Here is a 13,014-nt window from a genome sequence, read left to right on the forward strand (position 1 = left end):
AGTTATCAATATGTGGCTCTGGCAGGAAACAGGCACATTGCTCACAGAGGTGAAAAAATACAACATAATTCATGGCGTTAATGTGGCAATTCTGGTTTATTTGTCAGGTCAAAATTTTGCTTCCCCGTAAAGGGTAAAGGATGTCGCTATGAAGTCAGGCCGCTATATAGGTGTTATGTCTGGCACCAGTCTGGATGGCGTCGACGTGGTGCTCGCTGCGATCGATGGACGTATGGTTGCGCAACAGGCCAGTTACAGCCATCCGATGCCAATCCAACTGAAGCAGGATATTCTCGGGATGTGTCAGGGCCAGCAGACCACGCTTTCTGCTGTGGGGCGGCTGGATGCACAGCTTGGCACGCTGTTTGGCGAGGCCGTACTGGGCTTGCTGAAGCAAACCGGTGTGGCGGCGCACGACATTACTGCCATCGGTTGTCATGGGCAGACGGTCTGGCACGAACCGGAGGGGGATGCGCGTTTCTCTATGCAGCTGGGTGACAATAATCGCATTGCCGCGTTGACCAATATCACCACCGTTGGTGATTTCCGCCGACGTGACATGGCCTACGGCGGCCAGGGGGCTCCGTTAGTGCCTGCCTTTCATCAGGCGCTGCTGGCGCATCCGGTAGAGCGTCGTATGGTGCTGAATATCGGCGGCATCGCCAATCTGTCGATGTTGTTGCCGGGGGCTGCGGTACGTGGCTTCGATACCGGGCCGGGCAATATGCTGATGGATGCCTGGATATGGCGTCATCACTCGCAGCCTTACGATAAGGACGGCGCTTGGGCGATGGAAGGACGCGTATGCTTACCGCTGTTGCAACAGATGTTGGCCGATCCTTACTTCGCACTGCCGGCACCGAAAAGCACCGGGCGAGAATATTTTAACGCAGCCTGGCTGGAGCGTCAGTTCGCGGGTTTGGCGGCGATAAGCCCGGTTGATGTGCAAACCACGCTGACAGAACTGACGGCAATCACCATTTGCGAACAGGTTCAGTTGGCAGGGGGCTGCGAGCGTTTGCTGGTCTGTGGCGGCGGTGCGCGTAATAGCTTGCTGATGGCGCGGATGTCTGCGCTGCTGCCGGGTACCGAAGTGTGCCTGACAGACGATTTCGGCATCAGCGGTGATGATATGGAGGCTTTGGCCTTTGCCTGGCTGGCGTTTCGTACCTTGTCCGGGCAGCCCGGTAACCTGCCTTCGGTCACCGGCGCCAGCCGTGAGACCCTGCTGGGTGGGATTTATCCGGTTTTGCCTTTAGGGGGTCGCTAGCTCTGTTAGGATAGAAATCGATAGATTTCCCTAAGGAGCAACAGCATGAAAAAAATCATCATTGCCGCTGGCGTACTGGCGCTGGCTGGCTGCAGTTATGTTCTGCCGCAAAACAGCCAGACCTTGCATTACCAGTGCGGCACTACGCCGTTAACGGTGTCACTGGACGGTAACGAGAGCACCGTCAGCATGTTGATGGACGGTGAGCAACTGAAGCTGAAACAGGTACTGGCCATGTCCGGTGCAAAATACAGCGACGGTAAATATACCTTTTGGTCGAAGGGCCAAAATGCCTATCTTGAGCGCAATGGCAAAGTGATCATGAGCGATTGTACGTTGACGAATTGATCAGGCCGGTGCGGCGTCAGAGCGATTGAGATCCTGACGCCGCTGGCGCAGAATAGAATCACGATTTTTCAGTTGGTTGATAACCGAATGATTGAAAATAATGAATTTGATGTTGCGGACCTGCGCCGCGAATATACCCGTGGCGGCCTGCGCCGTAACGATCTGTCCGCCAATCCGCTGGAACTGTTCGAACATTGGCTGAAACAGGCCTGTGACGCCCGTCTGGCCGATCCGACCGCCATGTGTGTGGCGACGGTGGACGAAAACGGCCAGCCCTACCAGCGTATTGTGTTGCTCAAGCATTTTGATGACAAAGGGCTGGTGTTCTACACCAACCTGGGGAGTCGCAAAGCTCAGCAACTGGCGAATAACCCGCACATCAGCCTGCTGTTCCCGTGGCACATGCTCGACCGTCAGGTGATTTTCCTCGGTAAAGCAGAGCGCTTGTCCACGTTCGAAGTGATGAAATACTTCGCCAGCCGGCCGAAAGACAGCCAGATCGGTGCCTGGGTGTCGCAGCAGTCATCGCGTATTTCAGCGCGTGGCGTGCTGGAGAGCAAATTCCTCGAACTGAAGCAAAAATTCCAACAGGGCGAAGTGCCACTGCCGAGTTTCTGGGGTGGATTCCGGGTTAATTTCGATTCCGTCGAGTTCTGGCAGGGCGGTGCCAACCGTCTGCATGACCGTTTCCTGTATCAGCGGGACGGGAATGACTGGAAAATTGACCGACTGGCACCCTGAACAGCGAAAATCCCCCTTAAGCGCTGGCACTGATGTCGCCGGCGCTTTATTCTATGCGTTATTCTGAATTTAATATTTCGCCAGTGGGCGAAAGGTCGTGTACCGACAAAGGTGCATTCGTTTATACATGGAGTCATTGATGGCAAGCAGCAACTTGATTAAACAACTGCAAGAGCGGGGCCTCGTTGCCCAGGTTACGGATGAAGAAGCGTTAGCAGAGCGACTGGCGCAAGGGCCAATTGCACTGTATTGCGGTTTCGATCCGACCGCTGACAGCTTGCATTTGGGCCATCTGGTTCCTCTGTTGTGCCTGAAGCGCTTCCAGCTCGCCGGGCACAAGCCGGTAGCCTTGGTTGGCGGTGCCACCGGTCTGATTGGTGACCCGAGCTTCAAAGCGGCTGAGCGCAAGTTGAACACCACCGAGACGGTGAATGAGTGGGTGGATAAAATCCGCAAACAGGTTTCTCCGTTCCTCGATTTCGACTGCGGCAGCAACAGCGCAATTGCCGCCAACAACTACGATTGGTTCGGCGGTATGAACGTACTGACCTTCCTGCGTGATATTGGCAAGCATTTCTCCGTCAACCAGATGATCAACAAGGAAGCGGTGAAGCAGCGTCTGAACCGTGACGACTCGGGCATTTCTTTCACCGAGTTCTCCTACAACCTGTTGCAGGGCTATGACTTCTCCGAACTGTACAACCGTCATCAGGTTGAACTGCAGATCGGCGGTTCCGACCAGTGGGGCAATATCACCTCCGGTATCGATCTGACTCGCCGCATGCACCAGCAACAGGTATTCGGCCTGACCGTACCGTTGATCACCAAGGCCGACGGGACCAAATTCGGTAAGACCGAAGGCGGCGCAGTCTGGCTGGCACCAGAAAAAACCAGTCCGTACAAGTTTTACCAGTTCTGGATCAACACGGCCGATGCCGACGTATACCGCTTCCTGAAGTTCTTCACCTTTATGGATCTGGCCGAGATCAACGCGCTGGAAGAAGAAGACAAGAACAGCGGTAAAGCGCCACGCGCCCAGTATGTTCTGGCAGAAGAAGTGACCGGTATGGTACACGGGGCGGAAGGTTTGGCCGCGGCCAAGCGTATCACCCAGAGCCTGTTCTCTGGCGCGCTGCACGAGATGACCGAAGCAGACTTCGCCCAGTTGGCGCAGGACGGCATGCCGACCATCAAGCTTGATGGTGACGCCGATCTGCAACAGGCGCTGGTGAATGCCGAACTGGTACCTTCCCGTGGTCAGGCTCGCACCATGATCGGTTCCAATGCGGTGACCATCAACGGTGAGAAACAGTCCAACGCCGAATACGGCTTCAGCGATGCCGATCGCCTGTTCGGTCGCTACACACTGCTGCGCCGCGGCAAAAAGCATTACTGCCTGGTCGATTGGAAGTAATCAAAATTACAGCAAAGGGGCCCTCAGTGGCCCCTTTATTTTTAAGGCCTCAGAGTAGGTTTTTGATGAAAAACATTCTTTCTATTCAATCCCATGTGGTATTTGGCCATGCAGGCAACAGCGCGGCTGAGTTTCCGATGCGTCGTATGGGCGTTAACGTCTGGTCGCTGAACACCGTGCAGTTTTCCAATCATACCCAGTACGGCAAGTGGACCGGTTGCGTGATGCCGGCCAGCCATCTGACGGAGATTGCTCAGGGCATTGCGGATATTGACCAACTGAAGCATTGCGATGCCGTACTGAGTGGTTATATCGGTTCGCCGGAGCAGGGCAGCCATATCCTGGAGATTGTACGCCAGGTCAAGCTGGCCAATCCGAACGCCTGGTACTTCTGCGATCCGGTGATGGGTCATCCGGAAAAGGGCTGTATCGTAGCGCCGGGTGTGGCAGAGTTTCACTGTCAGCAGGCGTTGCCGTGCAGTGACATGATTGCCCCCAACCTGCTGGAACTGGAATTGCTGAGCCAGCGCACCGTGAGCAACGTGGAGCAGGCGGTTAGTGCTGCACGCGAGTTGATCGCCAAAGGGCCGAAAGTGGTGCTGGTCAAGCATCTTAGCCGCGCCGGTTACCATCTCGACTGTTTCGAGATGCTGTTGGTTACGGCAGACCAAGCCTGGCACATCAGCCGTCCGTTGGTAGATTTCGGCGAGCGTCAACCGGTCGGTGTCGGTGATCTCACCAGCGGTCTGCTGTTGGTTAATTTGCTGAAGGGCGAGGCGTTGGACAAAGCGCTGGAGCACGTGACGGCGGCGGTGTATGAGGTGATGCTGACGACTCAGGCCATGGGTGAGTATGAATTGCAGGTGGTCGCGGCTCAGGATCGTATTGTGCAGCCGGGCTGCGAGTTTAAGGCGGTAAAACTGTAACTTTGCTGACGAAGTGCCCCGGCGGCGGATTGTCGCGCCGGGGCGCAGATATTATTTCAAACCTTCCGCATTCAAGGTCGCATCTACGGCTGGTCGTGCGGCCACGCGATCAAAATAGGCCGAAAGCTGGGTGCGCTTTTTGATATCAAACTGCAGGGCGATGGCCCAACGCATCACGGTGAACAAATAGGCATCCGCCACGCTGAACTTGTTGCCCAACAAGAAATGCTGCTTCGCCAACACTGAATCCAGATAGTCGAACTGCTTGTCCAGTTTTTCCCGCGCGATGGTTTTGTATTCATCAGGCGTTTTTGGGTTAAACAGTGGGCTGAATCCCTTGTGCAACTCAGTGGCAATATAGTTCAGCCATTCAATCGCATGATAACGCGACAGCGTACCTGCAGCGGGGATCAGGCCGCGATCCGGCACGCGGTCCGCCAGATATTGCACAATCGCCACGCCTTCGGTCAACAGGCTGCCATCATCCAGCAGCAGCGCCGGCACTTGTCCTTTCGGGTTGATGGCCAGGTAGTCCGCGCCGCTTTCGGTTTTTTTCAGCGCCAGATCAACCTTTTCCGCTGTGAAATCCAGGCCCGCTTCGCGCAGAACAATATGGGGAGACAGAGAACAGGCACCGGCTTTATAGAACAGTTTCATCGAAAGCTCCTTGATAGTGATGAGTGACAGGCATGCTTAACCTGTGATCCTAGCTCTATAACGTCAAAATTACAGCGGTTTAATCGACAAATTTAACTTATCAGTTCGGCCTGCGGCTGCAACTGCGCCAGGGTATCGGCAATTTGCTGTTGCAACGCCTGCGGCACGGCTTGCATGGGTGAGCGTAACTCATTGTGAATCAACCCCTGCTGTGCCAGCGCCGCTTTGACCGGTGCCGGATTAGGGAAGCTGAACATCTGGTGGATCATCGGCAGCAGGGCATAGAAATTTGCCCGGGCGGCAATCAAATCTCCCTCTGCGACCTGTTGTACCAGCTGTACAAAGCGCTGCGGGTGAATGTGTGCAGAGGCAGAAATTGCGCCGGTGCCGCCCAGGCACAGCGTAGTGAGGATCAGGTTATCTTCACCGGTCAGTACGTCGATGTCACCGTCATTAATCAGCGCCATCATGGTGTCAGGATTACCGCTACACTCTTTGATCGCTTTCACTTGCGGGTGACGCGCGATCTGCCGCAGGGTAGCCAGCTCGATCACAATACCGGTGCGTTGCGGAATGTTGTAGAGGATCACCGGCACGCTTGAGGCATCGGCAAGCTGGGTGAAGTAGTCCACCAGGCCGCATTGCGATGGGCGAATATAATAAGGGGCAGGGATCAATACGCCGGCGATATCACGCAGTTGGATCGCCTGCTGCATTTGCAAGGTGTCGACCATGTTATTGCCGGACAGGCCCATAACCACCTGATGAGCCGGGGTGACGGCCAACACTGCATCGAGCACTGCCAACTGCTCGTCCTGGCTTAACGCGGCTGCCTCACCGGTAGTGCCACAGACCACCAACCCATCGACGCCAGAGGCGATCAGATGTTGAGCCAGTCGTTGGGTCGCAGGCAGGTCGACGGCGTGATGATTAAATGGGGTAACCAGCGCCACCCAAATACCGGAAAATGAGGCCATAGTAAGTTCCTTCAGTGCGAGCAATAAGAAGCCAGATAAGAAAACAAGCGAGGAGATGATGCGCTGATAATGAATATTCTGCATGAGGCTGTCAATTTACAACCGCTTGATAACATGGTTATTCATGATTAAGTCGTGCAGATGAGTTTGGCTAATAAAAAAGGGAAATAAAAAACCCCGCCTTGGCAGGGTTTTCTGGCGGTCTTAGCGGGGGCGGCGGGTGCTGTTCATCGAGGCCGTCCAGTTGAAGGTTTCACCGGTGGGCTGGATGCGATTGGCTTTACGCTCGGCCCGGGTGGCTTTTTCAATTTTCGCTCGGGCGGCAGTAATGCGTGCCACCACTTCATCTTTGATCTTGTTATTTTCGGCGTTGGTTAATGCACGGCCGAGGTTTTTGCGTGCTTTATCCAGCTCGGTTTTAACTTCACGTTGCTCGCTTTCTGTCATGTCTTTCAGCGTCAGTTTTTTCATTGTTGTAGCCTGGTCAGTGAAGATGACAACCAGTGTACAGCAATTAAAGGCCCGAAGATGCCGCTGCCGTAACCTAAATGCCGAGAGAGCCAGCTTGTCACATCTCTTCCTGCAACTCGCTGAGAAAACGCCGCATGCGCTCGGTGCGTTCCAGCGCCATTTTCTTGCCGGTCGCGGTTTGAAAACCTTCCTGCAACTTGAACAGTTTGGTTTCGAAGTGATCCAGACAAAAACGCTTGTCGTCATATTGGCGCTGCTGTGCCAGCGGATCGGCAGCATCGTACAATGCGCTGCGCATACGCCCGCCAATATAGAAACAGCGCGCCACGCCAATCATGCCGATGGCGTCCAGGCGGTCGGCATCCTGAAGTATTTTGGCTTCCAGCGTTTCCGGGGTAATGGCGGCGGAGAAACTGTGGGCCTCGATAGCATGGGCGGTTTTGGCGATCTCCTGCGGCTCCCAGCCCAGTTGCGTCAACATCAGGGTGGCTTTTTCCGCCGCCATGCGTGAGGCCAGATGGCGCTGTGGCGAGTTCTTTTCCACCGCCACACAATCATGTAACAGCACGGCCGCACAGAGCACGCGGCGGTTACCGCCTTCCTGCTGGCTGATAGTGTGAGTATTTTTCCACACGCGGTGCAAATGAGCCACGTCATGTGAGCCGTCATCGGAATCGAGAGTCAGTGGCAACAGTGCCTGGGCCAATTCTTGATGAGGTGAAAACGGCTGCAGCAATTCCTGTGCCAGGGTTGAAAAATGCACGCTATGCTCCTTATGGGTGGCAAACCTAAAATCATAGCAGCCGACGATGAGGCGGTTATGACAGATCTGTAAAAGGATTGTTTACTGTATTGCAACAGACTATTGCCGTAATCGCGGTTTTTATACCGGAATAAGCAACCTAGAATGTCCCTATTCCGGTCATCCCCGCTTGGTGTAAGCCTGTGTCCGTGGGGTTGGCCGGAGTATCCCGCTTATGCAACTGGAGAAAAGCCATGTCAACGAATCTTGAAATCGTACGCGCTACCTATGAAGGCGGCAGTGCCGAAGAGAATGGCCGCAACCTGCTGGCGGCATTGGCGCCAGACGCGCAATGGACCGAAGCCGCAGGCTTTCCCTACGCTGGCACCTATATTGGCCCAGAGGCGATCTTCAAAAATGTTCATCAGCGCCTGGGAACGGAATGGCAGGGTTATCGCGCCGAAGTCGATCACTTCTATGATGCCGGTGAGAACGTCATCGCCCAGGGCTTCTACCATGGCACCTATGGCGCGACCGGCAAATCATTCACCGCATCCTTTGCACATATTTATCAGTTGCGCGCCGGAAAAATCATCAAGTTTGTGCAAATCGTTGACAGTGCAAAAGTGCTGGAAGCCATGCAGGGCTAAAGGCCGCTGTGTTTGCCAAATTTGCGATCGTACTCCCGTCGGTAAGCGCGTGCCTTGTTGCGATCGCGGATCCACAAATAGCCGCATACCAGTGTGACAGCGCCTGAAAAGGTAATGTTGCGCATATCCCGGTCATAAAAAAACACCAGCACCGCGTCCATCGCCGCGATAAAGGCAATCCACTTGTACATATGGGATTGCCGTCGCGTGGCGGCGTTGAGGCGCTTTAACTGTCTGGCTTCGTGCATAACCGGCTTTTGTTGCATAACGTCTCGTCGGTAATAAATTTCTTAGGATAAATTAACAGAAGTCTCCTGAAGGTGGTAAAGACAAACGTGCGCCGGGTCGGTTTTCATAGGGCGGGCTATAGCGCCCTTATCTTATAACGCCAGGACGGCTTCGATCTCAACGCTGACCTGCGGTGAGAACAATGCGCTGACCGCGACCAGTGAACAGGCCGGTAGCGCCCCATCAAAATAATCAAACAGCACCGGTCGTACGGCCTGCAGATCGCCGATATCGGTTAAAAACACCGTTATTTTAATCAGCGCCTTGAGATTGGTCCCTTCGTCGGCGGCAATAGTCGCCAACTGCTCAATAATCGCCTGCGCCTGTTGCGCCGTGCTTTGCCCCTGAGCCTCGGTGGCAAATGCCGTCAGTCCGGAAATATACAGCGTATCCCCATGGCGCACCGCATGGACATAGGGTCCGCCCGGCGTCGGCAATTGCGGATAATTAATGCGCTTTAATGATGTCATGGTAAAAACCCCGAGAGATTAATTAAAAAAGTAAACAAACTTGGTTAGGATGGAGTGGTGAACATCGGAAGTACGCCGAGACTTATTGCTTTTAAATAATATCACTAACATTCATTTATAACTGTGAAGGACGTTTCAGGGTAATGAATCAGGTCTTAATTCCCTATATGCAACGTTGGCAGTTGCAGCCCGACGGCCCGGCATTTGAAACTCACAGCAGCCTGCTGATGCCGGTACGCTATCAGGGGGGCGCCGCCATGCTGAAAATTGCCCGCGAACAGGAAGAGAAGTTCGGCGGACTACTGATGTGCTGGTGGCAGGGCGAAGGCGCTGCGCGAGTGTTGGCCTGGCATGACGACGGTATTTTGCTGGAGCGCGCGCAAGGTGGCCTCTCACTGCCGCAGATGGTGCGAGACGGCGACGATCGGCAGGCGACGGCGATCCTGTGTCAGGTGATTGCCCGTCTGCATGCGCCGCGCGCTCAGCCTTTGCCGGAGCTGATCCCTTTAGATCAGTGGTTTAACTCGCTGTGGCCGGCGGCGCAGGCGCACGGCGGCATGCTGCGTCTCAGTGCCACGGTGGCGGCGGAGCTGCTGACCAGTCCGCGTGAACTGAGCGTGCTGCATGGCGACATTCACCATGACAACGTGTTGGACTTCGGCGAGCGCGGCTGGTTGGTGATCGACCCTAAACGTCTGTATGGCGAACGCGCCTTCGACTACGCCAATATCTTCTGTAACCCCAATTACGGTATTGCTACCGACCCCGATATTTTTCTCCGCCGGGTAGAGCAAGTCTGCCAACTGGCCGGGCTGGATCGCCAGCGTCTGCTGCAGTGGATCCTCGCCTGGGCCGGGTTGTCCGCGGCCTGGTTTATGGAGGATGGAGAGGCAGCGGATATCGATTTCCGTGTCGCAGAACAGGCCGCACGCGCGTTGGACCTCCCGCTACCGGAAGGGGACTCAGGGTTCATCCTGCCAATAATCGAGCGAGGCTGAAGGACGTTGCACATAGCGCACCGGTTCACCCTCATGCAGCGCCGTCGCCTGAAACTTGCCTGAGTCCGGATATTCCACCAGTTCTGGCTGTTCGCGGGTGCTGATGGAGAGGTATTTCAACGGCGCGTCAGAACTGTTGATGATCTGATGTGGGTATTCCGGCCCCGGCGGGATAAAAATCATGTCACCGCTTTTAATTGGCAGGTGTTCGCCAGCCACCCGTAAAGTGCCGGTTCCCTCCAGTACGATAAACATTTCTTCCTGTGCATAGTGAAAGTGATAAGGGCAGGAACGCATGCCCGGTGCCACGATATCGATGGAAGCCCCCAGCTTGCTGGCGGCAGTGCCGGTACCCAAACGGGCACCTATGCTGTCATACAGCGGCGGGCGGGAATCGTGCGTTTTTTCAACCTGTTCGAAGTTACGGATCAGGCGCTGGGCAAGCAGCGCGGCAGGGTCATTCATGACTATCCTCGTGACATTGTCACTTAATCGTTAACAATGGCGAAACCGGCAGCAGCACGGCCTCCAGCCTTTATCGATTTGCATGTTCCGGGTGGTTATACCAGCCCGGTCGGCGTTTGGGTTGTGGCCAGAACAGCGCGGCCTGACCTCCATTTGGGATCTGCCACACCTCGCAATCATAAATAGTAAAGGTGTCACCGAATTTATCGACTCGCAGGCCGCGATAGCCTTGAGCAATACCTTGCCGAGTCACCGTATCCAGTAATTGCTGGCGCTCTGCGCGGTCCGCCGGGGATGCACTTAACCGCGAAGGCAACGCGATAAACTCATCGAAGGAATAGCCAAAGCACTGGTGAGCACAGTGGTTGGCATAGATAAACACCGGGTCACCGCCGCCGGTGTGAGCCAGCAGGCTGTAGGGGGCCTGCTGATGTAGCCAGGGGAAGCGTTCGACGGTAGCCGCCTGTGGGCCGGGCAGGCCTTCGCCAGTCCAGTGTTGGTACGCGACATCTATCTGTTGAATCAGGTCAATCTGCGCGGAAGATGGCATAAAGGCTCCCTTAACGGTCCCGAGGGGCAACAATCGTTCCCCCTCTCAGTTAAGCAGAAGATCGCCGAAGGGGGAACATATTGCCGGGTGAACCGAGACTTAAACGCAGTTTGGGGCTATTTTGCCCGCTGCGGCAGCGACAGGATGATATGGGCAACCGCGCCGCCAATAATTCCCCAAAAAGCAGAGCCGACGCCGAGCAGCGTCACGCCGGACGCGGTGATCAGGAAGGCGATCAGCGCGGCGTCGCGCTGTTTTTCATCCTGCAGTGCGCGTTGCAGACTACCGGCGATAGTGCCCAGCAGGGCCAGCCCGGCAATGGTGTGGATCAAGGCGACGGGTAATGCACTGAACAACATACCGATAACGCCGCCGAACACGCCGGCCAGCAGATAAAATACCCCGGCGGCGACGGCAGCCATATAGCGGCGTTGTGGATTGGGATGCACGTCCGGCCCCATACAGATAGCCGCGGTAATGGCGGCGATACACACCGAGAAGCCACCGAACGGCGCCAGCAGGAGCGCCATCAGCGCCGTCCAGCTAATCAGTGGCGAAGTCGGGACGCTGTAGCCGGCCGCCTTTAACGTGGCGATGCCGGGGGCGTTTTGTGATGCCATGGTGACCACAAAGAAGGGTACGCCAATGCCCAGCAGTGTCGACCAGCTAAAATGCGGCGTAATAAATTCCGGTACGGCGAACGCCAGTGGTTGCTGTGAAAGATGAATATTACCCTGCAATGCCGCAATCGCCAGCCCGGCCAGCAGCGTCAGCACAATCGCATAACGCGCCAGATAGCGCCGTGTCACCAGATACACCAGGCCCATTCCGGCACTGAGCACGAAATTGACCTGTAGCGAGGCAAAAGCATCCAGGCCAAAGCGCAGCAGGATCCCCGCCAGCATCGCCGCCGAAATGGCCTGCGGAATATAATCCATCAGCCGGGCGAACAGCCCGGTTACGCCGCATAGCAGGATCAGCCCGGAGGCGAAGATGAATACGCCAATCGCTTCGTTAATCGGCGTGCCGGGCAGGCTGGTGACCAGCAGGGCGGCACCGGGGGTCGACCAGGCCGTCAGAATGGGCGTACGGTAATACAGCGACAGCCCGAGCGAGGTAATGCCCATCCCCAGCCCCAACATGCTCAACCAGCCGCCGATCTGCAACGGCGTGGCGCCGGCCGCGGCGGCAGCCTGAAAGATAATCGCGGCAGAACTGGTGTAGCCGACCAATACCGCAACAAAGCCAGCCATGACGGCAGGCAGGGACAGATGACGTAAAGAGATAGCAGGGCGCATGGCACACTCCGGCAACGGTTGTGCGTTATAACGCACGATGAACGGCGAGCATAGCACCGTGCGTTATAGCGCACAAGTGGCTATAATCAGCCGCATTATCAGGGGAGATAAATATGCAGGAATTGTCTGGCCATCTGGCACAAACGCTTCGATCGCTACGCATGCAGCGCGGCTGGAGCCTGGCGCAGGCGGCCGAAAACACCGGTGTCAGCAAGGCGATGCTGGGGCAGATCGAACGGGGGGAGTCCAGCCCGACGGTGGCTACCTTGTGGAAAATCGCTACCGGTTTTAACGTGGCTTTTTCTGCCTTTCTGGAGATCTCGCCGCTGCAACAGCAGGCCACACTGCATCGCTATGGCGATGCTCCGGTGTTCAATCAATACAATGCCGATATGCGGGTGGTGCCGTTGTTCCCATTCGATCGGCAACTGGGTTTTGACCTGTTCGTTATCGATCTGGCGCCGGGCGCGCTAAGCGAATCTTCGGCCCACGAGCCGGGCGTGATTGAGCATGTGATTGTCATCAGCGGTGAGCTGGAACTGGCGGTAGACGGCGAGTGGCACCACCTGACCCACGGTGAGGCGATGCGCTTTCAGGCCGATCGGCCCCATGCCTACCGTAATGCCAGCCAACAGACGGTGCGTATTCACGATTTGATCCACTACCCTAAATTTTGACTTAACGATGTTGGCGCAGGCTTTGACTCCGCCTCACCAAACGCCTACTTTATTGAAAATGATTCTTATTAA

At 55.7% G+C, this 13,014-nt stretch carries 17 protein-coding genes; 8 read left to right on the plus strand and 9 right to left on the minus strand.

The window, feature by feature from the left end; all coding sequences use genetic code 11:
• The first annotated feature begins 148 nt into the window (after nucleotides 1-148).
• From anmK to pdxY, 5 genes are all read left to right on the plus strand, one after another.
• Nucleotides 149-1,270, plus strand: coding sequence for an anhydro-N-acetylmuramic acid kinase (gene anmK / locus NHG65_RS11765; protein WP_499183364.1), 1,122 nt, complete (start codon nucleotides 149-151; stop codon nucleotides 1,268-1,270).
• 45 nt (nucleotides 1,271-1,315) lie between these two features.
• Nucleotides 1,316-1,618 (plus strand): MliC family protein, encoded by a 303-nt coding sequence (locus NHG65_RS11770; RefSeq protein WP_099061828.1) that lies wholly within the window; start codon nucleotides 1,316-1,318, stop codon nucleotides 1,616-1,618.
• 87 nt (nucleotides 1,619-1,705) lie between these two features.
• Entirely contained in the window at nucleotides 1,706-2,359 is a 654-nt protein-coding gene (gene pdxH / locus NHG65_RS11775; RefSeq protein ID WP_099061829.1) for a pyridoxamine 5'-phosphate oxidase, read from the plus strand.
• Between the two features lie 139 nt (nucleotides 2,360-2,498).
• On the plus strand, nucleotides 2,499-3,773 hold the full coding sequence (tyrS, locus tag NHG65_RS11780) for a tyrosine--tRNA ligase (protein ID WP_261284452.1): 1,275 nt from the start codon (nucleotides 2,499-2,501) through the stop codon (nucleotides 3,771-3,773).
• A 65-nt stretch (nucleotides 3,774-3,838) separates the two neighbouring features.
• Entirely contained in the window at nucleotides 3,839-4,699 is an 861-nt protein-coding gene (pdxY, locus tag NHG65_RS11785; protein ID WP_207977082.1) for a pyridoxal kinase PdxY, read from the plus strand.
• Between the two features lie 51 nt (nucleotides 4,700-4,750).
• Here the strand turns inward: pdxY and gstA are convergent, their stop codons facing one another.
• From gstA to NHG65_RS11805, 4 genes are all read right to left on the minus strand, one after another.
• Nucleotides 4,751-5,356 (minus strand): glutathione transferase GstA, encoded by a 606-nt coding sequence (gene gstA / locus NHG65_RS11790; RefSeq protein ID WP_112347504.1) that lies wholly within the window; start codon nucleotides 5,354-5,356, stop codon nucleotides 4,751-4,753.
• A gap of 92 nt (nucleotides 5,357-5,448) precedes the next feature.
• Nucleotides 5,449-6,333: a 4-hydroxy-tetrahydrodipicolinate synthase gene (gene dapA / locus NHG65_RS11795; protein WP_129934808.1), complete on the minus strand. Its 885-nt coding sequence runs from the start codon at nucleotides 6,331-6,333 to the stop codon at nucleotides 5,449-5,451.
• A gap of 204 nt (nucleotides 6,334-6,537) precedes the next feature.
• Nucleotides 6,538-6,804 (minus strand): DUF3811 domain-containing protein, encoded by a 267-nt coding sequence (gene yjbD, locus NHG65_RS11800; protein ID WP_085116604.1) that lies wholly within the window; start codon nucleotides 6,802-6,804, stop codon nucleotides 6,538-6,540.
• Between the two features lie 97 nt (nucleotides 6,805-6,901).
• Entirely contained in the window at nucleotides 6,902-7,567 is a 666-nt protein-coding gene (locus tag NHG65_RS11805) for an HD domain-containing protein (RefSeq protein WP_099061835.1), read from the minus strand.
• Nucleotides 7,568-7,800: 233 nt separating this feature from the next.
• Here NHG65_RS11805 and NHG65_RS11810 point away from each other — a divergent pair, with 233 nt between their 5' ends.
• Complete coding sequence (locus tag NHG65_RS11810) at nucleotides 7,801-8,196, plus strand: nuclear transport factor 2 family protein (RefSeq protein ID WP_099061836.1); 396 nt, start codon at nucleotides 7,801-7,803, stop codon at nucleotides 8,194-8,196.
• Here NHG65_RS11810 and NHG65_RS11815 read toward each other — a convergent pair.
• Nucleotides 8,193-8,462, minus strand: coding sequence for a hypothetical protein (locus tag NHG65_RS11815; RefSeq protein WP_176979215.1), 270 nt, complete (start codon nucleotides 8,460-8,462; stop codon nucleotides 8,193-8,195). The two genes, NHG65_RS11810 and NHG65_RS11815, sit on opposite strands and share 4 nt — an antisense overlap.
• Before the next feature lie 114 nt (nucleotides 8,463-8,576).
• The gene (locus tag NHG65_RS11820; RefSeq protein WP_099061838.1) at nucleotides 8,577-8,954 is read right to left on the minus strand and encodes a RidA family protein; all 378 of its coding nucleotides are present in this window, start codon (nucleotides 8,952-8,954) and stop codon (nucleotides 8,577-8,579) included.
• A gap of 143 nt (nucleotides 8,955-9,097) precedes the next feature.
• On the opposite strand from NHG65_RS11820, the gene NHG65_RS11825 reads away from it, so the two are divergent.
• Nucleotides 9,098-9,952 (plus strand): aminoglycoside phosphotransferase family protein, encoded by an 855-nt coding sequence (locus NHG65_RS11825; RefSeq protein ID WP_499183365.1) that lies wholly within the window; start codon nucleotides 9,098-9,100, stop codon nucleotides 9,950-9,952.
• Here NHG65_RS11825 and NHG65_RS11830 read toward each other — a convergent pair.
• The 3 genes from NHG65_RS11830 to NHG65_RS11840 all read right to left on the minus strand — a co-directional run bounded on the left by NHG65_RS11830 (nucleotide 9,917) and on the right by NHG65_RS11840 (nucleotide 12,265).
• A complete protein-coding gene (locus tag NHG65_RS11830; RefSeq protein WP_207977080.1) occupies nucleotides 9,917-10,417 on the minus strand; it encodes a cupin domain-containing protein in 501 nt (166 codons plus the stop codon). The two genes, NHG65_RS11825 and NHG65_RS11830, sit on opposite strands and share 36 nt — an antisense overlap.
• 70 nt (nucleotides 10,418-10,487) lie before the next feature.
• Complete coding sequence (locus tag NHG65_RS11835) at nucleotides 10,488-10,967, minus strand: MEKHLA domain-containing protein (RefSeq protein ID WP_499183366.1); 480 nt, start codon at nucleotides 10,965-10,967, stop codon at nucleotides 10,488-10,490.
• A gap of 116 nt (nucleotides 10,968-11,083) precedes the next feature.
• Entirely contained in the window at nucleotides 11,084-12,265 is a 1,182-nt protein-coding gene (locus tag NHG65_RS11840; RefSeq protein WP_261426743.1) for a benzoate/H(+) symporter BenE family transporter, read from the minus strand.
• Nucleotides 12,266-12,378: 113 nt separating this feature from the next.
• Between NHG65_RS11840 and NHG65_RS11845 the strand changes: the two genes are divergently transcribed.
• Nucleotides 12,379-12,942: a helix-turn-helix domain-containing protein gene (locus tag NHG65_RS11845; RefSeq protein WP_099061843.1), complete on the plus strand. Its 564-nt coding sequence runs from the start codon at nucleotides 12,379-12,381 to the stop codon at nucleotides 12,940-12,942.
• Nucleotides 12,943-13,014 lie beyond the last annotated feature (72 nt).

Source organism: Serratia myotis (genome assembly GCF_027474885.1).
In the GTDB taxonomy this organism is placed as follows: Bacteria; Pseudomonadota; Gammaproteobacteria; order Enterobacterales; family Enterobacteriaceae; genus Serratia; species Serratia proteamaculans.

Coding starts and splice junctions, on each gene's coding strand:
- tyrS (WP_261284452.1), top strand. CDS start 2,499: ATGGCAAGCAGCAACTTGATTAAACAACTGCAAGAGCGGGGCCTCGTT.
- NHG65_RS11835 (WP_499183366.1), bottom strand. CDS start 10,967: ATGCCATCTTCCGCGCAGATTGACCTGATTCAACAGATAGATGTCGCG.
- dapA (WP_129934808.1), bottom strand. CDS start 6,333: ATGGCCTCATTTTCCGGTATTTGGGTGGCGCTGGTTACCCCATTTAAT.
- yjbD (WP_085116604.1), bottom strand. CDS start 6,804: ATGAAAAAACTGACGCTGAAAGACATGACAGAAAGCGAGCAACGTGAA.
- NHG65_RS11820 (WP_099061838.1), bottom strand. CDS start 8,954: ATGACATCATTAAAGCGCATTAATTATCCGCAATTGCCGACGCCGGGC.
- NHG65_RS11840 (WP_261426743.1), bottom strand. CDS start 12,265: ATGCGCCCTGCTATCTCTTTACGTCATCTGTCCCTGCCTGCCGTCATG.
- NHG65_RS11815 (WP_176979215.1), bottom strand. CDS start 8,462: ATGCAACAAAAGCCGGTTATGCACGAAGCCAGACAGTTAAAGCGCCTC.
- pdxY (WP_207977082.1), top strand. CDS start 3,839: ATGAAAAACATTCTTTCTATTCAATCCCATGTGGTATTTGGCCATGCA.
- pdxH (WP_099061829.1), top strand. CDS start 1,706: ATGATTGAAAATAATGAATTTGATGTTGCGGACCTGCGCCGCGAATAT.
- NHG65_RS11830 (WP_207977080.1), bottom strand. CDS start 10,417: ATGAATGACCCTGCCGCGCTGCTTGCCCAGCGCCTGATCCGTAACTTC.
- NHG65_RS11845 (WP_099061843.1), top strand. CDS start 12,379: ATGCAGGAATTGTCTGGCCATCTGGCACAAACGCTTCGATCGCTACGC.
- NHG65_RS11770 (WP_099061828.1), top strand. CDS start 1,316: ATGAAAAAAATCATCATTGCCGCTGGCGTACTGGCGCTGGCTGGCTGC.
- anmK (WP_499183364.1), top strand. CDS start 149: ATGAAGTCAGGCCGCTATATAGGTGTTATGTCTGGCACCAGTCTGGAT.
- gstA (WP_112347504.1), bottom strand. CDS start 5,356: ATGAAACTGTTCTATAAAGCCGGTGCCTGTTCTCTGTCTCCCCATATT.
- NHG65_RS11810 (WP_099061836.1), top strand. CDS start 7,801: ATGTCAACGAATCTTGAAATCGTACGCGCTACCTATGAAGGCGGCAGT.
- NHG65_RS11825 (WP_499183365.1), top strand. CDS start 9,098: ATGAATCAGGTCTTAATTCCCTATATGCAACGTTGGCAGTTGCAGCCC.